General features: G+C 66.6%; 10 protein-coding genes. 5 read left to right on the top strand and 5 right to left on the bottom strand.

The annotated features are described in order from the left end of the window. Nucleotides 1–3,078 (top strand): efflux RND transporter permease subunit, encoded by a 3,078-nt coding sequence (locus L1O02_RS12705; protein ID WP_060839928.1) that lies wholly within the window; start codon nucleotides 1–3, stop codon nucleotides 3,076–3,078. A gap of 170 nt (nucleotides 3,079–3,248) precedes the next feature. Here L1O02_RS12705 and L1O02_RS12700 read toward each other — a convergent pair whose 3' ends face one another. The 4 genes from L1O02_RS12700 to L1O02_RS12685 all read right to left on the bottom strand — a co-directional run bounded on the left by L1O02_RS12700 (nucleotide 3,249) and on the right by L1O02_RS12685 (nucleotide 7,125). Beyond that, nucleotides 3,249–4,868 carry a serine hydrolase domain-containing protein gene (locus L1O02_RS12700; RefSeq protein WP_060839929.1) on the bottom strand — a complete coding sequence of 540 codons (1,620 nt, stop codon included), beginning with the start codon at nucleotides 4,866–4,868 and terminating at the stop codon, nucleotides 3,249–3,251. A gap of 180 nt (nucleotides 4,869–5,048) precedes the next feature. Continuing rightward, nucleotides 5,049–5,591 carry a TetR family transcriptional regulator gene (locus L1O02_RS12695; RefSeq protein WP_060839930.1) on the bottom strand — a complete coding sequence of 181 codons (543 nt, stop codon included), beginning with the start codon at nucleotides 5,589–5,591 and terminating at the stop codon, nucleotides 5,049–5,051. Beyond that, on the bottom strand, nucleotides 5,584–6,132 hold the full coding sequence (locus L1O02_RS12690) for a dihydrofolate reductase family protein (protein ID WP_060839931.1): 549 nt from the start codon (nucleotides 6,130–6,132) through the stop codon (nucleotides 5,584–5,586). The genes L1O02_RS12695 and L1O02_RS12690 overlap by 8 nt, the downstream gene beginning before the upstream one ends. Nucleotides 6,133–6,219: 87 nt before the next feature. Continuing rightward, entirely contained in the window at nucleotides 6,220–7,125 is a 906-nt protein-coding gene (locus L1O02_RS12685) for a LysR family transcriptional regulator (protein ID WP_060839932.1), read from the bottom strand. A 92-nt stretch (nucleotides 7,126–7,217) separates the two neighbouring features. Here L1O02_RS12685 and L1O02_RS12680 point away from each other — a divergent pair, with 92 nt between their 5' ends. Beyond that, nucleotides 7,218–8,180 (top strand): SDR family oxidoreductase, encoded by a 963-nt coding sequence (locus L1O02_RS12680; protein ID WP_235760004.1) that lies wholly within the window; start codon nucleotides 7,218–7,220, stop codon nucleotides 8,178–8,180. Here L1O02_RS12680 and L1O02_RS12675 read toward each other — a convergent pair. Next, nucleotides 8,162–11,230, bottom strand: coding sequence for an autotransporter outer membrane beta-barrel domain-containing protein (locus L1O02_RS12675; protein WP_060841973.1), 3,069 nt, complete (start codon nucleotides 11,228–11,230; stop codon nucleotides 8,162–8,164). The two genes, L1O02_RS12680 and L1O02_RS12675, sit on opposite strands and share 19 nt — an antisense overlap. Nucleotides 11,231–11,427: 197 nt before the next feature. Here L1O02_RS12675 and L1O02_RS12670 point away from each other — a divergent pair, with 197 nt between their 5' ends. Genes L1O02_RS12670 through L1O02_RS12660 form a run of 3 tightly spaced genes read left to right on the top strand, consistent with a single transcriptional unit; the run spans nucleotide 11,428 to nucleotide 18,682 of the window. After that, complete coding sequence (locus L1O02_RS12670) at nucleotides 11,428–14,265, top strand: ATP-binding protein (RefSeq protein ID WP_060839934.1); 2,838 nt, start codon at nucleotides 11,428–11,430, stop codon at nucleotides 14,263–14,265. Continuing rightward, nucleotides 14,262–15,542: an EAL domain-containing response regulator gene (locus L1O02_RS12665; RefSeq protein ID WP_082729908.1), complete on the top strand. Its 1,281-nt coding sequence runs from the start codon at nucleotides 14,262–14,264 to the stop codon at nucleotides 15,540–15,542. Before L1O02_RS12670 ends, L1O02_RS12665 begins: the two co-directional genes overlap by 4 nt. Continuing rightward, the gene (locus tag L1O02_RS12660; RefSeq protein ID WP_235760003.1) at nucleotides 15,494–18,682 is read left to right on the top strand and encodes a hybrid sensor histidine kinase/response regulator; all 3,189 of its coding nucleotides are present in this window, start codon (nucleotides 15,494–15,496) and stop codon (nucleotides 18,680–18,682) included. Before L1O02_RS12665 ends, L1O02_RS12660 begins: the two co-directional genes overlap by 49 nt. Nucleotides 18,683–18,736 lie beyond the last annotated feature (54 nt).

Here is an 18,736-nt window from a genome sequence, read left to right as displayed (position 1 = left end):
ATGAATTTCACCGACACCTTCATCAAGCGCCCGGTCTGGGCCGTGGTGGTCTCGCTGTTCATCCTGATCCTGGGTCTGCGCTCGATCTTCGAGTTGCCGGTCAACCAGTGGCCGCGCACGGAAAACACCGTGGTGACCATCAGCACCTACTACTACGGCGCGGATGCGGCGACGGTGGCCGGTTTCATCACCCAGCCCCTGGAAGCGGCGATCGCCCAGGCCCAGGGCATCGACTACCTGTCCTCCACCAGCATCACCGGGCTGTCCACCATCACCGCGACCCTGCGCCTGAACTATGACTCGAGCAAGGCGCTGACCGAGATCAACACCCAGGTCAACTCGGTGAAGAACCAGCTGCCGGCCCAGGCCCAGGAGCCGGTGCTGACGGTGGCGGTGGGCCAGACCACCGATGCCATGTACCTGGGGTTCTACAGCGACACCCTGGCCACCAACAACATCACCGATTACCTGGTGCGGGTGGTCAAGCCCAAGCTCGACTCCCTGGAAGGCGTACAGACTGCGGAAATTCTCGGCGGCCGCCAGTTCGCCCTGCGCGCCTGGCTCGATCCCGACAAGCTGGCGGCCCACAACGTCACCGCCCAGGACGTGGCCAGCGCCCTGGCCAACAACAACTACCTGTCCGCCGTGGGCTCGACCAAGGGCCAGATGATCACCGTGGACCTCACCGCCGGCACCGACCTGCACACGGTGGACGAATTCAAGCGCCTGGTGGTCAAGCACAACGGCGACGCCCTGGTCTACCTGGAAGACCTGGGCACCGTCACCCTGGGGGCCGAAAGCTACGACAGCAGCGTGGCCTTCTCCGGCAAGCGTTCGGTGTTCATCGGCATCAAGGCGGCGCCGACGGCCAACATCCTCAATGTCGCCGAGAACGTGCGCAAAGCCTTTCCCGACCTGCAATCGCAATTGCCCGCCGGGGTGCGCGGCGAGATCGTCTACGACTCCACGGCGTTCATCAACACCTCGATCTACGAGGTGGTCAAGACCCTGGTGGAAGCCATGGTCATCGTCTCGGTGGTGATCTACCTGTTCCTCGGCTCGTTCCGCGCGGTGATCGTGCCCCTGGTGGCGATCCCGCTGTCGCTGGTGGGCACCTTCTTCGTCATGTACCTGCTGGGCTACTCCATCAACCTGCTGACCCTGCTGGCCCTGGTGCTGGCCATCGGCCTGGTGGTCGACGACGCGATCATCGTGGTGGAGAACGTCGACCGGCACATCAAGGAGGAAGGCAAGGGAGCGCTGGAGGCCGCGCTGCTGGCGGCCCGGGAGCTGGGCGGCCCGATCGTCGCCATGACCGTGGTGCTGATCGCCGCCTACGTGCCCATCGGCCTGCGCAGCGGCCTGACCGGGGCGCTGTTCAAGGAGTTCTGTTTTTCCCTGGCCGGCGCGGTGACGGTGTCGGCGGTGATCGCCCTGACCCTGTCGCCGATGATGACCTCGCGATTGTTCAAGAACGGCCAGGAAGAAGGCCGCTTCGCCCAGCGCCTGGATCGCGGCTTCGACTGGTTGCGGGGGCACTATCACCGGGTGCTGGCCGCCGGGCTGAACATCTGGCCGGTGCTGGTGACCTTCGGCTTCCTGCTGTTCCTGCTGGTGGCCGCCAGCGGCATGACCGCCAAGAGCGAGCTGTCGCCCACCGAGGACCAGGGCCTGGTGTTCATGCAGATCAAGGGCGCGCCCACCGCTTCGCCGCAGCAGATGGAGCGGATTGCCGACCAGGCGTTCCAGATCGCCAACAAGGAGCCCGAGTACCTGCAGATGTTCCAGCTCACCGGGCTGCCGTCGCTGAACCAGGGATTGGGCGGGGTGTTGCTCAAGTCCTGGGAAGACCGCAGCCGCACCCAGGCGCAGCTGATCCTCGACCTGCAGCAGAAATGGAACCAGGTGCCCGGCGCCGCCATCGCCGCCTTCCCCCTGCCGTCACTGCCGGGGGCCCAGGGCCTGCCGGTGCAGTTCGTGATCACCACCACCGAGTCGGTGGAAAACCTCAACGAAGTGGCCCAGGCGGTGCTGGCCGAAGCCACCAAGCAGCAGCTGTTCTGGTTCTCCGACCTGGACCTCAAGCTCGACAAGCCCCAGGCCAAACTGGTGGTGGACCGGGAAAAGATCGCCGCCCTGGGCATGACCCAGGCCGACGTCGGCGCGGCACTGTCGGCGGCCCTGGGGGGCAACTACGTGAACTACTTCTCCACCGCCGGGCGCTCCTACCGGGTGATCCCCCAGGTGCTGCAGGTGGACCGCCTGAACCCGCAGCAGATCCTTGACTACTACATCCGCACCCCATCGGGGAGCATGATCCCGGCCAGCACCGTGGCCCATATCGAGACGTCCACGGAACCGGAGTCGATCAACCACTTCCAGCAACTCAACTCGGCCACCCTGTCCGGCGTCAGCGGCCTGTCCCAGGGCGAGCTGCTGGCCAAGCTCAAGGGCATCCTGGAACAGGTGGCGCCTGCGGGCTACTCCAGCGACTACGCCGGCGAATCGCGGCAGTTCATCCAGGAATCCGGAGGCTTCGTCGGCCTGCTGCTGTTCTCGATCCTGATCGTCTACCTGGCCCTGGCGTTCCAGTTCGAGAGCTACCGCGACCCGGTGGTGATCCTGTTCTCGGTGCCGCCGGCACTGTTCGGCGCCCTGGCCTTCATCACCATGGGCTTTGCCTCGATCAACGTGTACACCCAGGTCGGCCTGGTGACCCTGCTGGGGCTGATCACCAAGCACGGCATCCTCATCGTGCAGTTCGCCAACCAGTTGCAACTGGCCGGCTACAGCAAGCGCGAGGCCATCGAAGAGGCGGCGGCGGTGCGCCTGCGACCGATCCTGATGACCACCGCGGCCATGGTCCTGGGGGTGGTGCCGCTGGTCTGGGCTTCCGGCGCCGGCGCCGCGGGCCGCCACGACATGGGCCTGGTGATCTTCGCCGGGCTGTCCATCGGCACCCTGCTGACCCTGTTCATGGTGCCGGCCATGTACCTGTTCATCGGCACCACCCACTCTGCGGTCGCCCATACGGCACCTGGCCCAGTGACCGGCGAGGACGTTGCACACCGGGCCTGAGCCGGCTGCCGAAGTTGCTGCAGCCTTTTCCGCGCTCCCGGGCCACGTAGCAAGGTGCCAAGCCTGGCGGGTTCGACAAAAGAACAAGAGGCCTGTTGTCAGCTCCAGGACTTGCGCCACGTTGAGCAAAGCGGCCAGCGCTTCCGGGCGCCGCCGCGCCAGGCATGGCGCTACTCCTGGCGGACCCTGCCGAAGCGCAGATTGCGCGCCAGGCTGCTGGTCAGTACCGCCCCTTGCTCGGCAAAGCTGAGCACCCCCAGTTCCCCGGCGCTGAAGCGCTCCGCGGTCAGCGGCTGCATCGGGTAGGTGTGCGGGCCGATACGCACGTAGAGCTTGCCTTGCCGGGCATAGACCTTGAGCTGCCCGGGGCTGGTTGTCAGGGCATAGAGGCCGACGTAGGGGCGGATGTCCGCCGGCTTCCAGGCCGGGGCCAGGGCATAGCTCGAAGCCGGGTTGTTGGCCACGATCCGCCCTGGCCCAGCCGCCGCCAGGTAGATCGGCGCGCCGTCGTTGTCTGCCGCCAGCACCCGGTCGCTGCGGCGGAGCAGCGGCAGGACATCGGGGAAGCTCTCCAGGGCCCACTCCTGGCCGCTGCGTTGCAACTGGAGTTGATGACCCGACGCATCCAGGTAGAGGCCGGCCACCAGGGTGTCCAGGGCAGCCTTGGGCACCGCCCTGATGCTGGGCGGCGGCACTGGAATATCACCCGGCGCGGGAGCGCCGGGCGAGCCCAGCAAGGTGTCCAGCAACCGATGAGCGCGCTCCGACGCCTGGCCGTCCTCCAGGTTGCACAAGACCGCCGTGGCGACATCCAGCGTGGGATACCAGGCCACGTCGGTGCTGAAACCGGCCCAGCTGCCGCTGTGGGACAGCTCCTGCAGGCCGCGGTAGCTGCGGTTGACCAGGCCCGCGCCGTAGTGGCCCGGGTCACCGTCGTTGAAGGGCGCGGTCTGGCGCATCTGCTGCACCAATGCCGGACCGGCGACCCGCCCGGTGGACAGGTTGCGCAGCCACAGCATGAGGTCCGCCACAGTGCTGTGCACCTGGCCGTCGCCGGTCTGTTCCCAGCGCGCCTCCACCGCCACCAGGGCCTTGCCCTGCTCGTCCAGTTCATGGCCCTGCGCCAGGTTCGGCAACTGCACCGGGTACTGGTCGACGATGCTGGAGCGCTCCATGCCCAGGGGCAGGAAGATGTTCGCCCGGGCGTAGTGCTTCAGCGGCTGGCCGCTGACCCGCTCGACGATGCTCGACAGCAGCAGGTAGCCGCTGTTGCTGTAGCTGAATTCGCTACCGGGCGGGAACATCAAACTGTCCTGGCGCACCAGCAGGTCCAGCGCCTGTTGCTGGGTGAAGCGCTGGGTCAGGGGGATCCCCGCCAGCTCGGCCAGCAGCATGTAGTCCTGCAACCCTGAAGTGTGGTGCAGCAGATGGCGGATCCTGATGCCCTGGGCATAGGCCGGCAGTTCGGGCAGAAAACGCCGGATCGGGTCATCCAGGCTGAGGCGCCCCTGGGCCTCGAGCTGGAGGATCGCGAAGCCGGTGAACTGCTTGGACACCGAGGCCAGGTTGAACAGGGTGTCGGCCTGGATCGGCGCGCCGGTTGCCAGGTTGGCGCGGCCGTAGCCCGCGCTCCAGATCAGCTTGCCGCCACGCATCACCCCGGCGGCGCAACCGGGCTGGTCGGCCGCAATATCCTCGAACACCTTGTGGAACGCCGGGGGCGCGCCGGCATGGGCCAGGGGCAAGGCCCCCAGGGTCGAGATCAGCAAGCAGGTCAGCAGTGCGCGCATGTCGTTCGTCCTTCAGTCGCGTCGGGCCCGGGGTGCTCCGGCGGAGCAGGCGCCAGTATCCCCAGCGCCTGCGTTGCAATCTGTGGCGCAGCGGTGATTTTCTGTGAACAAACGTGCAGGGATGTAAAACGCGCCCGGAGCGGTCTGCCGCACTGCTCGGCGCGCCCCGCTAAACGCCGTTCAGCGCAGCAAGCGCCGCAGCCCCGCCTCGAAGGCTCCGTCCAGTTCCGCCCCGGCCTCCCCGGCCAGGGCCAGCGCCAGGGCATGGCCGTGGCTGTAGTCCACCAGCAGGTCGAACAGCACCGGGTCGGTGTCGAAGGCGCGCACTTCCTCGCGCAGGCGCTGGCTGAAGGCCGCCAGGGAGCCGCCGAACAACCGCGGATCACCGAGAATGCACAAGGTCAGCGCCGGGTGACGCCGGACCCGGGCCATATAGGCGCCCAGCAGCGCCTGGATCCGTTGTCCCGGCGGCAACGACGCTGCCGGCTCGGGCAAGGGCTCTGCGTGCACCCGCTCCACCAGCAGGCGCATCAGGTTGTGCTGGTCGCCAACGTGGTAGGCCACCGACATCGGGGTAATCCCCAGTTGCCGCGCCAGGGCCCGGCCACCGAAGCCCTGGGGGCCCAGTTCCTCCAGCAATTCCAGACCGACGTCGAGGACCTGTTCCAGGCTCAGCTCGCGACCCGCCGCGGGGCGGCCGCTGCGCTTGGGGCGCTCAGTCATGGGCGACCTCGCCTTCGACCCGGTAGCGAGTGCTGACCAGCCCGTCGGGATAGCGCCGGGAGTCGATGCAACTCAGGCGCAGGTCCTGCGCCAGGGCGCCGAACAGCGGCCGGCCACTGCCGATCAGCAGCGGAACCCGGGTCAGGGTCATTTCATCGATCAGGCCGGCCTGGAGAAAGGCTTGGATCAGTGTGCCGCCATCGATATAGGCGCTCTTCCAGCCCTCGGCCCGCAACTGCGCGACCAGCTCCACAGGCTGCACGGCACTGATGCGCACCCGGCCCTCCAGGCGCTGGGGCACGTCCTGCTGGCCAAGGGTGCGGCTGAGCACCACCACCGGCTTGGCGAACGGCCAGGGGGTAAAACCCAGCACGCTGTCGTAGGTGCCGCGGCCCATGACGATCCCGTCCACCCCGTCCATGAACGCCGCGTAGCCATAGTCCTCGCCGGATTCGCCGCTGGGCAGCCAATCGATGGCGCCATTGTCGCGAGCGATGAAACCGTCCACCGAAGTGGCGATGAATACCTTGCCGAATGCCATGGGCGTTGCCTCCTGAGGGCTTAAACATACAGCGTATGATAAACCGCCGGCGGGGCCGCCTGACAACCCTTCTCAAGCTCGCGGCCGTCAGCCGCCTTCGGCGTAGGCCGCCAGCCCCTGCACCAGCGCGGCAAAGGTCACCGCGCAACGCGGGCTGTCCCGCAGGTCTTCGTGCATGGCCACCCAGGTTTCCAGGCGCGGTGCAAACTCCGCGGCCAGGACACGCACCAGCTGCGGGTCGGCGCTGGCCAGCCGGACCTGGCAGACACCAATGCCGAACCCGGCGCGCAGGGCCGCCAGTTGCGCCAGATCGCTGTCGCTGCGCAGGGCAAAACGACCGCGGGACAGCAGCGGGTACTGCTGTTGCATGCGTCGGATAAAGGCGCTTTCCCGGTCGAAGCCGATCAGCGCATGGCCGTCCAGCTGCTCCTGCGTCTGCGGCGTGCCCTCACGCGCCAGATAATCGCGATGGGCATGCAGGCCCAGTTCGATATCCCCGACACGGCGCACCAGCAACGCTTCCTGGGTCGGGCGAAACATCCGCACTGCGATGTCCGCCTCGCGCTGCAGCAAGTCGTCGGCACGGTTGGACAGCACCAGCTCGACCACCAGTTGGGGATGCTGCTGGCGCAAGCGGGCGAGCATCGGCGGCAACACCTCGACGCCTATGACTTCGCTGGCCGAGATCCGCACACAGCCCTGCACGCCCTGCCCGTGGCTGCTGGCCACCCGGCGCAAGGCCGCCTCCCCCGCCGCCAGCTGCAGCAGGTAGGGCTTGAGTTCCAGCGCCGCTTCGGTGGCGGCGTAACCGTCGAAGGAGCGGATGAACAGCTTCAGGCCCAGGGTGGCCTCAAGCTGGTCGATATGCCGGCCAACCGTGGGCTGGGTCAGGCCCATGGCGCGGCCGGCAGCGGAAAGCGAACCGGTTTCCAGCACCGCGAGAAAGCTGCGGTACCAATCCCAGTGGGGGGTGTTGTCTGTCTGGGTATGCATTTTTTTATAGAGACCATCAAGGAACAGGCAATTTTCATTTAGTCGAGGATTTTGCACCCTGCAAGCACTCGTCAACCAAAAGGAACCTCGCCATGCCAAAAATTGCCCTGTTGGGTGCCGTCGGCGCCATCGGTCAAAGTATCGCCAGCAGCCTGCGCAGCCAGGGACAGGCCTATCGGGTGGTGGGCCGCGATGCGGCCAGCCTGCAACAGGCGTTCGGCGCCGACCCGCTGGCCGAATGCGTAACCTGGAACCCCGAGCAGAGCGCCAGCATCGAAGCCGCAGCCGCCGGTATCGACACCCTGATCTATCTGGTGGGGGTCAACTACTGGCAGTTCGAACTGCACCCGCAACTGATGCGCAAGACCCTGGACGGGGCAATCGCCGCCGGGGTGCGCAAGATCCTGCTGATCGGCACCGTCTATCCCTACGGTCCGGCCCAGAGCAATCCCGTGACCGAAGATCACCCGCGCCGGCCCAACAGCTACAAGGGGCGCATGCGCCTGGCCCAGGAACAGGTGCTGTGGCAGGCCCATGCCGAGGGAAAAATCCAGGCCACGGTGCTGCGCCTGCCGGACTTCTACGGCCCGGGGGTCGATAAAAGCCTGTTGCACGGCGCGTTCCAGGCTGCCGTCCGGGGCGGTACGGCGAACCTGGTGGGCCCCCTTGATCGCCCTCACGAATTCGTCTTCGTGCCCGACGTCGGCCCGGTGGTCTGCCGCTTGATCGAGCAGCCCGACGCCTTCGGCAAGACCTGGCACCTGGGCGGCGCCGGGGTCACCAGCCAGCGCCAACTGCTGGAGCTGATCCGCCAACACGGCGCCGTGCCCTTCAAGCAACGGGTGATCGGCAAGACCCTGCTGCGCCTGCTGGGACTGTTCGCCCCCTTGCTGCGGGAGATGGTGGAGATGCACTACCTGCTCAGCTCGCCGCTGATCCTCGACGACTCGGCCCTGCAACGCTTGCTCGGGCCGATCGCCAAGACCCGCTATGCCGACGGCGTGCGCCAGACCCTGGCCGCGGCGATGAATGCACCTCAGAAGGACAAGCGATAACCCAGGTTGGCCGCCCACGGCCGGTCGATGTTCGTGCCTTCACTGGTCTCCAGCTCGGCATACAGCTGGTGGCGGCGGCTCAGCTCGGCGCTGATGCCGGCGCCAGCGTACCAGCCGCCACCGCTGCCATCGGGGCGGCTGGCGATGCCGTTGGTGCGGACCTTGTTCTGCGCCGACAGGTCCTCGACCCAGCCGGCCTTGAGGTAAGGCTGCAAACGCGTGCCATTGTCCAGTTGCAGGTGGCGCCCGGCCCGGGCACCGCTGCGGATCTGGGTCGACAGGCCCTCGCCGGGCTGCACCTGCAGGCCGTTGTCCAGGCGGTAGTTGTCGGAGCGCGCATAGAGCATGGACACCTGCGCCTGGGGTTCGACGAACCAGCGATTGCCCAGGTCGATCTGCTTGCCGGCTTCCACCGACAGGCCCGCGCCCTTGCTGCGTGAATGCCCGGAAACCTTGGCGCCGTCGGTGCCCCACACATCCAGGCGGGTGGACCAGCGGTTCAGGGTCAGCAGGGTGTCGGTGTACCAGCCCGAATCATCCAGGTAAGTGGCGTAGCCGCCCAGGTGGTAACTGTCGAGCTTACCGCTGCCTTCGCGCTTGAAGTCGCGGTCGGTCTGGCTGTAGCCGGCCAGCGCGCCCAGCACAAGGGTGCCGCCGGCGGTGTCGAGCCGGGTATCCAGGCCCAACTGGGTGCCTTGCACCTGCTGGGAAAAATCGCGACCGACGCTGTTGTCCAGCGACTGCTGCTGGCCGAAGCCACGGATCCACAGGCCTTGGCGATCCGCGCCTTCGCGCAGGTCGCCCAGACGCTGTACCAGGGTCGCGCGCTCGGCGTCCCAGGTCGCCCGCAAGGTGGCGATGGCGCTGCTGTTGAGCGCCGCGCTGGCGCCGGTGGACAGGTTGTCCGGCCCTGGCGCCGGCTGGGTCCGGCCGACGTTGACCAGATTCCAGTTGCCCTGGCTATCGGCCTGCAAGCCGTAGCGATAGGTCCCGGCATCTACCACGCCGCCACGGTTGGCCAGGCTGAACGAACCCGGGCCGCCCGCGCTTTGCACCAGGGTCAGGCTCTGCCCTTCAGCCCCCGGCTCACCGCCGGAGTTGCGCACCAGGATGTCGTTGTGGCCGGTGACCTGGCCGCCGACCTGCAACTGGTCGCCCTGCTGGCGCCCCAGGTCGGTGTTCATGATGTAGCGGCCATCGCCACTCAGATCGCCACTGATGTGCAACTGTTTGAAGGCGCCCGCCAGCCCGGGGTCGGCAAACTCCACCACGCCGTTGTTGCTCAGGCGCGTGAGCTGCGAGTCGCCACGCAGGGTCCAGGCGCTGCTGTCATCCAGGCTCAACTGAGTGTCCCGGCTGCCGCCCCTGATCGCCCCGTCCAGGCTGGAATGGTCGGCCAGGGACAGTTGCAGGCTGCCGCCGTCCACCTGCACGTCACCCACCAGCTGCGACCGGACAGCCTGCAGTTGCACGGCGCCGGCCAGCACCCCATCGGCACGGTCGGTGATCCACAAGGCGATGCCCGGCTCGCCGCCGCTGCGGGCGCTCAGGCTGCTGTCGGTGAAGCGCGTGGTCAGGCCGCCGCCGTTGACCAGGATGCCGGCGCCGTTCTGGGTCTGGATATGGCTGGAGGTGACCTCGACGTTGTTCACCACCCCGGCGCCCGTGGCGTAGCTGACGATGCCGTGGGCGTCGGTTCCGCCGGTCACCAGGGTCGAGCCCTGCAGCCGGGTGGTCGCGTTGTTGCTGATGGCCAGGCCGTGGGCCTGCGCGCCCGAGGTCTGCACGTCGCTGTCGAGCAGTTGCACGCTGGCGCCGCGGCCCGAGGCGAACAGGCCATAGCCCAGATCACCGTGGGTGACGATGCGGCTGTTGCTCAGGCTGATGTTCGCCCCCGACATCCGGGCCAATGCCCCTACGGCGCCACGCCCGCTGGTTTCGATCAGCACGCGGCTGACGTTGAACACCGCGCCGGGGCTGGCAGGGGTGTCCGGCGAGGCGTACAGCGCATGGGAGCTGTTGCCCTGGGTGATGATGGAGCCGCCGTCCATGCTGAACACGCCGCCACGGTTGTCGATGGCCACGGCCTGGGTGCCGCTGGTTTGCAGAATGCTGTTCTTGACGTCGACCCGGGTATTGCTGCCCGGCATCCAGATCGCCGAGCCATAGGCACCCAGAGTGGTGATGTGCACGTTGTCCAGGTCGGCGGCGGACTGGTCGGCGTTGACGTTGATGCCGTAGCCGTTCTGCGAGGTGATCCGGCTGTTGCTGACCACCGCTGTGCCGCCCGGCTTCTGGTACAGGCCGCTCAAGGTGATGCCGTCGCCCTTGGCGTTGATGGTGCCGTTGCTGAAGGTCAGCGAAGCACTGTTGACGCCCACGCCGCGCCCGTTGCTGGCACTGATGTTGACGCCATTGGCGTTGATGGACGACCCCACGCCATCGGCGGACAGCGCCGACGAAGAGCCCTGGTAGTTGATGTCAACCTGCTCCAGTTCGATGCTCGCGCCGTCCTGGGCCTGCACGATCGAGGAAAATCCGCTCGCGGTGCTGCTCAAGGTCAGGTTTGATGCCTTGATCGCCGAGCCCTTGCCAGTGGCCGACAACGCCGAGGCCTGGTTGCCCGAGGTGCTGATGGAGCCCCCGGACAGCTCCGCCTGACCACCGGCAGAGGCCACCACGCCGCGGCTCTGGTTTCCCTGGGTGGTGATGTTCACGTTGTTCAGGACCAAGCGGCTGCCGGCGCCAGCAGACGTGGCGCCAGTGGCGAAATCGGAGCCGCCGGTGGTGATGGTCACATCGGACAACTGGGCCTTGCCACCCGCCTCCACCTGCACGCCCACCACCGAGTTGCTCGGGCCACCCGCGGTGGCGCGGATATCGTAGCCGCTGCCCTGCAACTGATTTTGCGAACCGGTGACGCGCACCGCCGGGCCGCTGCCGGCGTGGTCGACGCGCGCGTCATCCAGCACCCGCGATTCACCTTCGGCGGAAGAAACATCGATGTTTTCATAGTCGGCAGCGGTGGCGAATGGAGCAACAAATGTCATCAACGACAACGCGGAGCTGACCGCGAGACTGATGGTTTTCTTAAGCACAACCATAACTTCCAAGCCTTTGTGTTAGAGCACAAGAGGCAGAAATGGTCGAGCCAATAGGCAAACTAACAAATGAGAATCTTCTTAAACCCCCCGGCATTAAGAATATTCTGAAGATGGGTATGGAAAGTTCTCCTTACCATAGAGCAATGCATACACCAGCCCATTTTCCAGCCCTTACCAGCCACTTTTCCGGGTCCTATATTCCGGTGGTCCTGCTGCGGCTGTTCATGTACAGCCTGCTGTTCTGCATCCTGATCATCGCCGGCTTCGTGATTCAATGGTCACTTAATGAAACACTTTCCAACTATCGCCGGCAGATGAACGCCGCGGCATTTAACGCCCAACAATTCTTCAATCAACGGGAAAGCCTGTTGAAGGCCATTTCTTCCTCGGCGGTACGCACTAGCGATGATCGCCTTAGTTCTTCCACCCGCAACTTTCTGGCAACTAACGAGCAACTGCGGGTATTGCCATTCGGCCGTGCCGAGTCACCGCGCTGGGCGCTGGTGCTCACCGCCCGCGATCTGGTCGAGGTCGACAACACCCACAGCCAACTGCTCTACCTGGCCCCGGAACAGGGTCTGGTCAGCACCCTCTACGAGCCGCCGGGCAGCCAACCCACCCCGCCATCCGACAACGCCAGCGCCGCCCCCTGGCTCAAGCAGCTTGACCAGCGCGCCGCGCAGAACCTGCTGACCCTGCACCCGGGGGCGCGCACCTTGTGGTACTGGGCCGGTGCCGACGGCAACAAGCAGGTGTACCTGCTGCGCCCGGTGGACGAGCATCACGCCAGCGAGGGCTGGCTCGGCCTGGAACTCACCGAGATCGACCTGGCGCTCGACCCGCTGGGCCTGCACCAGGGCAAATACCTGCTCTATGACGCCGAAGGCGCGCTGGTGCTGCACAGCGCCAACTGGCAAGTGCCCGGCAGCCTGGCGCGCCTGCAAGCCGACGAAGACTCCTTCGGCCTGCACCGCCTGGGCGGGCTGCCCGACTACATCGTGCTCAACAAATCCGTGGGCAACGCCGGCTGGCGCCTGGTGTACTACGCGCCGGTCAGCCAACTGCTGCAAGACAGTTCCGGCCCGCTGTACAGCACCCTGCTGGTGACCTTACTGCTGTTCGCGGCGATCTTTCTCGGCGCTCGCTATATCCGCCTGCGCCTGGTGGAACCGGCGATGCGCCACTACAGCGCCCTGGCGGACAGCGTCTCGCTCAACCGGCGCTTCATCGAGGTCGCGCCGGTGGGCCTGTGCCTGATGCGCCGCGACAATGGCCGGCTGATCCTCTGCAACGAGTCCGGACGGCGCTGGCTGACCTCGGTCCCCGGCTTGTGCGAGCGGATTCTCGGCGAGCCGCATAGCCGCGTGCACGCCATCGACCATGCCTTGGAGGATGGCACGTTCATCCAACTGACCTGCGCACCCACCGGCTACAACGGCGTGGCGGCGGTGCTGTGCTGCATCAGCGACGTCACCGACTTCAAGGTGGCCGAGCAGTCGCTGCTGCAGGCCAAGCTGCTGTCGGACCAGGCCAACCGCGAGAAAACCCTGTTCCTCAGTACCTTGAGCCACGAGATCCGCACCCCTATGTACGGCATCCTCGGCTCCCTGGAAATGCTCCGTACCACCGCCCTCAGCACCCAGCAGGGCGACTACCTGGAAGCCACCCAACAAGCCTCCTCGGCGTTGATGCGGACCATTAACGATACCCTCGACCTGTCGCTGATCGAGTCCGGCCGGCTGAGCCTGAACCACGCACCGTTCTCTGCGATCCGGCTGGTGGAGGAAGTGGCCTTCAGTTACTCGGCCCGGGCCCGCAGCAAAGGCCTGCGCCTGTACGTGACCCTGGACCCGAATGTTGCCGAGCAGGTGCTCGGCGACGGCGAGCGCATTCGCCAGATCCTCAACAACCTGGTGAGCAACGCCATCAAGTTCACCGAATCCGGCCATGTGGTGCTGCGCCTGCATGCCGAAGCACCGGCGGGCCAGGCTCCGCGCCTGCGTTTCCAGGTGGTGGACAGCGGCCCGGGAATCGCTCCGGAGTTCCAGGCCAACCTGTTCGAGCCCTATTACCGCGTCCCCAACTGGCTGGGCCAGAAGACCTCAGGCACCGGGCTCGGCCTGGCCATCTGCCAACGGCTGGCGTGCATGATGCAGGGTCAGTTGACCGCCATCAGCGAGCCGGGGCTGGGCTCCAGTTTCAGTTTCAGCCTGGCCCTGGAGCCCTGCAACGCGGCACCGGCGCCGGACCTGCTGCGCCTGGGGGTAACCCCGGTGTATGTGCGCGGTGATGTCCAGGAAGTGAACCTCAACCTCTGCCACTGGTTACGCCGCTGGGGCGCGCTGGCGACCCCCTATGTCGCCGAGCGCGACCCGCCGTCCCGCAAGGCGGTGCTGGTCGAGGCCTTTCTCGGCCCATCGCGGCCGGTGGCCTGGAGTGGCCCGCGAGTGATCATGCACGCGCCCGGCATGGGCCCGCCGCAGCGCCAGGCCAGCGACAGCTGGATCGCCCGCACCTTCAGCCTCGACAGCCTGCGCAATGCCGTGGCCCAGGCCCAGTCCGGCATCGTCGCCGAGCGCCGCTTCGCCTCCCCCGAGGCCCTGGCTCCGAGCCTGGACCTCAAGCTGCTGGCGGTGGACGACAGCCCGTTGTCGCTGCAGGTGATCTTTCAGCAGGGCCGCTACCTGGGCAACCACATGGTGGCCTGTGCCAGTGCCATCGACGCCCTGAAACGCGATGACCTGCTGTCCTTCGACGGGGTGCTGACCGATCTGCAGATGGAGCACATGGACGGCCTGGCGTTTGCCCGCACCCTGCGCGAGCGCGGGTTCTGCGGCCCCATCATCGGCATCACCGGTGAACTGTCACCGGTGCTGCGCAGCCGCTGCGAAGCGGCCGGGATCCGCCAACTGCTCCTCAAGCCGGTCCCCCTGGACGCCTTGAGCGAGGTACTGCAATCCATCAAGAGGAAAGTCATGTGAGCTTGCCCAAAACCCTGCGCGTCCTGGTGCTGGACGACCACCCGATACACTGCATGCAGGCCCGGCAACTGCTGCAGCAGGCAGGGTTCGGCCCGGTGGACAGCGCCCTGGACGCGCGCCAGGCCCTGGCCATGCTGCACCGCCAGGTCTATGACCTGGTGCTGGTGGACCTGCACATGCCGGAAATGGATGGGGTGCAGTTCATCCACGCCCTGACCGGCGTCGAGCAAGTGCCGATCCTGGCGATCGTTTCCTCCTGCTCGCGACGGCTGATGAACAGCGTCAGCCTGATGGCCAAGGAGAAAGGCCTGGCGGTGCTCGGGACCTTCCCCAAGCCACTGGAAGCGACCCACGTCGAGCAGATCAGCGCCATCATCGGCAACCACCAAGGCCATGGGGTCGTGCCCCGGCCCGAGCATGCGGCGGTGTTCGACCGCCAGGTGCTGGAGCGGGCCATCGAGCGTCGCGAACTCAAGGCCAGGTTCCAGCCCCGGCGCTCGCTGAGCAGTGGCCGGATCGTCGGCGCCGAGGCCCTGGTGCGCTGGGACAGCCCGTCTTTCGGCCTGCTGATGCCAAACTCGTTCCTGGCCTCGATCAGCCGCTGCCAACTGGACCATCAACTGTTGCTGCTGATGCTCGACGACGCGATCCAGGCGCAGCAGCACTGGCAGCGCCTGGGCTATCGCCTCAAGGTCTCGGTCAACCTGCCCACCGGGCTGCTGGACGACCCCGGCCTGCCGGACCAGTTGCAGCGCCTGACCGTTGCCGCCGGGCTGTCCACCAGCGACCTGTGCTTCGAGCTGCTGGAGACCGAACGGCCGCTGTCCCCAGGCCAGTACCACATGGGCGCCAGCCGCCTGCGCCTGAAAGGTTTCGGCCTGGCTCAGGATGACTTCGGCATGGGCTACAGTTCGATGTACGCGCTGATTTCCACACCATTCACCGAGATGAAAATCGATCGCCACTTCGTCCATGGCGCCGCCGCCGATGACGCCCGTGCCGCGGCCCTGGTAGCGGCGGTGCAACTGGGCCGGCAGTTAGGCCTGGAAGTGGTGGCCGAAGGCGTAGAATCGGCCCGCGACCTGGAGTTCTTGCGCTTGATTGGCTGCGATAGCGCCCAGGGCTATCTTATTTCGGCGGCATTGGAGCTGGACGCTTTTACACAATTGCTGGGATGCAGTGTCACACCCCTTCTTTCTTCACCCACCCGGCCCGTCTCTCCACATCCATGCCAGACATCCCGCTACGACGCATTGCACAAAACTTCCGACGACTGAATCTGGTTCTGTTCGTCATCCTGCCCTTGCTGCTGATCATGGGGGGCGCCCTGTTCTGGGGTGGCCAACGGATCATTCGCCAGGAGCAGGAACGGATCGCCGTGGACTTCAAACTGCTGACCCGCTACATGGGCGAGCAGAAAGCCCTGCTCGAACGCCTGAAGAACGAGCCGTTCGGCGACGACGACCCGCAGAGCACGGCGCGCATCTTTCGCCTGATGGACGAGCAGCAGGCGCTCGGCGCGACCCTGTTCCAGGGCAGCCCGTCGCCTGTGGAAACCCCCTTCACCCTGGTCTGCGAGGACATGCTCCATTGCCCCCTGGATAGCGCCCGGGCCGCAAGCTTCGGCCGCTACCTGGCGGACCTCTACTCCAGCTTCTGGGTCCGCTCCAGCTACCCGGCCTCGGCCTTGCTGGTGGTGGATGCCGGTACCGGCAGCAGTTTTACCGTGCCGACCGTCGGCGCGCACCAGCCGTCTCTGTCCGCCGCCCAGGTCATGGCCAGCATCCAGGCCATCCGCAACAGCGCCCGCGGCGGCGGCAACGATGAGGTTCGCTGGATCCGCCTGCCGGGGTTTGCCGGCCACCTGCTGGCCTTCAAAGCACTGCGCAACCCGCGCTTCAGCAACGGCGCCACCGACACCGGCACCTACGCCGCCACCCTGAGCTACCGCCAGCGCATCGATGTCTTTTCCCGGCCAAGGCAACCGACCTTCTATGACGCCTTCTGGCTGGAAAGCCCGCACGATGGCCTGCTGCTGGGGGAACGCCCGCAACCGGCGGACATGGACCGGGCGGTCAACCTGCGCAGCGACGGCCTGGTCTTTCGCGTCAGTGACGACAGTGCCACCTGGACCGGCTACTACCTGCTGAGCTACCGGACCCTGTTCCTCGGCCATTCCTGGCCCCTGGCGGGGATCCTCCTGCTGCTGGTGCTCAGCCCCGTGGCCGGCCGCGCCTACGCACGCTGGTATCAGCGCCGGGTCATCGTGCCGGCGCAGCGGGCCCACAGCGAGCTGGTGGAAAGCGACCAGTTCAACCGGACCTTGCTGGAAACCACCCCGGTGGCGCTGTGCGTGTTGCGCCGCGAGCGCAGCCTGATTGTCTTCGCCAACACCCTGGCGCTGAAGTGGTTCGACACCCAGGTCGGCCAGAGCCTGCAGGACAGCGGCTTGGAACCGGGGCTGCTGGAGCAGATCAGCCAGGCCAGGGAACCGGGGGAGATCGAGAACTATCAGAGCCACGATGGCCGCTCGTTCTACATCGCCTACGCACCGACCCGTTACCGCAACCAGGACGTGCTGGTCTGCGCCTTCGCCGACCTCAGCGTGCGGGCCCAGATGGAACAGCAACTGACCCAGGCAAAACAGGCGGCCGACAAGGCCAACGGCGCCAAGTCGGTGTTTCTGGCGACCATGAGCCATGAAATCCGCACGCCGCTGTACGGCGTGCTCGGTTCGCTGGAACTGATGGGGCTCACCGACCTGGACCGCGAGCAACGCCAGTTGCTCGAACGCATCCAGGTGTCCTCGGGCCTGTTGCTGCAGATCATCAGTGACATCCTCGACATCACCCGCATCGAATCCGGCCAACTGTCCCTCGGCGATCAGCCGTTCGACCCCAGGGCGCTGGTGCAGCGCTGTACCGCGGCGTTTGTCGACGCGGCCCGCAACAAGGGCCTGCTGCTGTTTGCCTCGGTCGACCCGGCGCTGCCGCCGTTGCTGGGCGACCCCGGGCGGATCAGCCAGATCCTCACCAACCTGATCAGCAATGCGGTCAAGTTCACCCATTCCGGGCATGTGATCGTACGGGCCCGCAGCGAGCCCGGCAGCCAGGGCCGGGTGCGCTTGTCACTGCAGGTAGTGGACACCGGGATCGGCATCGGCCAGGAGGAACAGCAGCAGCTGTTCATCCCCTTCTATCAGATCGACGCCCACTCCCACACGGTGCACGGCGCCGGGCTGGGCCTGTCGATCTGCGCCCGACTGGCGGCACTGATGGGCAGCCAGATCCACCTCACCAGCGAGCTGGGCCTGGGCAGCAGCTTCACCATGAGCCTGGAACTGCCGGTGGCGGACGAGGTGCCCGACGCGCCTGTGCCGGACCTCGGCGGCACGCAGATCCATGTCCACAGTCCGCACCACGAGCTGACCGACAACCTGTGCCTGTGGCTGCAAAAATGGGGCGCCCAGGCCAGCCCCCTGGACGCCGCGGCCGCCACGCCCCACGGCGAGGGCATCCTCCTGCGCCTGCTGGACAACGGCCCGCAAGCGCCGTCGCCGGCCACAGGCCTGCTGCGGATTGACCTCGGCGGGCAGCACCAGGCCCCGGGCACGAGCCTGGCCGAGGCCTGTGATTTCATGGCCATCGGCCGTTTGATCGAACGCCGCCTGGGGCGCGCACCGGAGCCCAGCGAGCCGTCGCCGAGTGACCTGAGCGGCTTGCCGGCCCTGGGCTTGAACGTGCTGGTGGCCGAGGACAACCCGATCAACCAGGCGACCCTGAGCCATCAGCTGCAGCAACTGGGCTGTCGCAACACCCTGGCCGCCGACGGCGCCGAAGCCCTCGACCTGTGGCGGGTGGGCGACTACGACCTGCTGCTGACCGACGTCAACATGCCACGCATGAACGGCTATGAGCTGACCTGCATCCTGCGGGCCTCGGGGGATGACCGGCCGATCATCGGCATCACCGCCAACGCCATGTGCGATGAAGAAGCCCGTTGCCAGGCCGCCGGCATGGACACTTGGCTGGTCAAGCCGGTGCCCCTGCAGACCCTGCGGGCCAGCCTGGCGCGGCTCACCCAGGTGGCCCCCGAGGACGATCAGGACCCGCTACCCGACGCACCGACGCCCCCGGATAGCGGCAGCCTGCCGCCCAACCTGCGACAGATTTTCACCCACACCATGAAGCTCGACCTCGAACACCTGCGCCGGGCCCTTGATCAACACGACTACGAACGCATCTTCCACCTGCTGCACCGGATTCGCGGGTCGCTGGCGGTCGCCGGCTACGAGCCCCTGATCCAACAGTTGGAAGCCTTGGGCCAGAGCCTGCGCGAAGCCGGTTTGACGGCCACCACGCGCACGAATAGCCTGACACTGTTGCACGCCTTGCAGGACATCAGCCAGCCCGACTGACCTCTCGCAGCCCCCGTATCCCTGCGCATCTCCTTTGACGAAAATGGATCGTGT

This window comes from Pseudomonas sp. BC42, from assembly GCF_021560055.1.
Classification (GTDB): domain Bacteria; phylum Pseudomonadota; class Gammaproteobacteria; order Pseudomonadales; family Pseudomonadaceae; genus Aquipseudomonas.
The sequence above is the reverse complement of the archived record's forward strand: the minus strand, read 5'-3'. Positions and strand labels throughout refer to the sequence as shown.

Excerpts from the sequence above, each read along its gene's own strand:
- L1O02_RS12675 (WP_060841973.1), bottom strand. The coding sequence starts at position 11,230 with ATGACATTTGTTGCTCCATTCGCCACCGCTGCCGACTATGAAAACATC.
- L1O02_RS12685 (WP_060839932.1), bottom strand. The coding sequence starts at position 7,125 with ATGCATACCCAGACAGACAACACCCCCCACTGGGATTGGTACCGCAGC.
- L1O02_RS12695 (WP_060839930.1), bottom strand. The coding sequence starts at position 5,591 with ATGACTGAGCGCCCCAAGCGCAGCGGCCGCCCCGCGGCGGGTCGCGAG.
- L1O02_RS12700 (WP_060839929.1), bottom strand. The coding sequence starts at position 4,868 with ATGCGCGCACTGCTGACCTGCTTGCTGATCTCGACCCTGGGGGCCTTG.
- L1O02_RS12705 (WP_060839928.1), top strand. The coding sequence starts at position 1 with ATGAATTTCACCGACACCTTCATCAAGCGCCCGGTCTGGGCCGTGGTG.
- L1O02_RS12670 (WP_060839934.1), top strand. The coding sequence starts at position 11,428 with ATGCATACACCAGCCCATTTTCCAGCCCTTACCAGCCACTTTTCCGGG.
- L1O02_RS12660 (WP_235760003.1), top strand. The coding sequence starts at position 15,494 with ATGCCAGACATCCCGCTACGACGCATTGCACAAAACTTCCGACGACTG.
- L1O02_RS12690 (WP_060839931.1), bottom strand. The coding sequence starts at position 6,132 with ATGGCATTCGGCAAGGTATTCATCGCCACTTCGGTGGACGGTTTCATC.
- L1O02_RS12680 (WP_235760004.1), top strand. The coding sequence starts at position 7,218 with ATGCCAAAAATTGCCCTGTTGGGTGCCGTCGGCGCCATCGGTCAAAGT.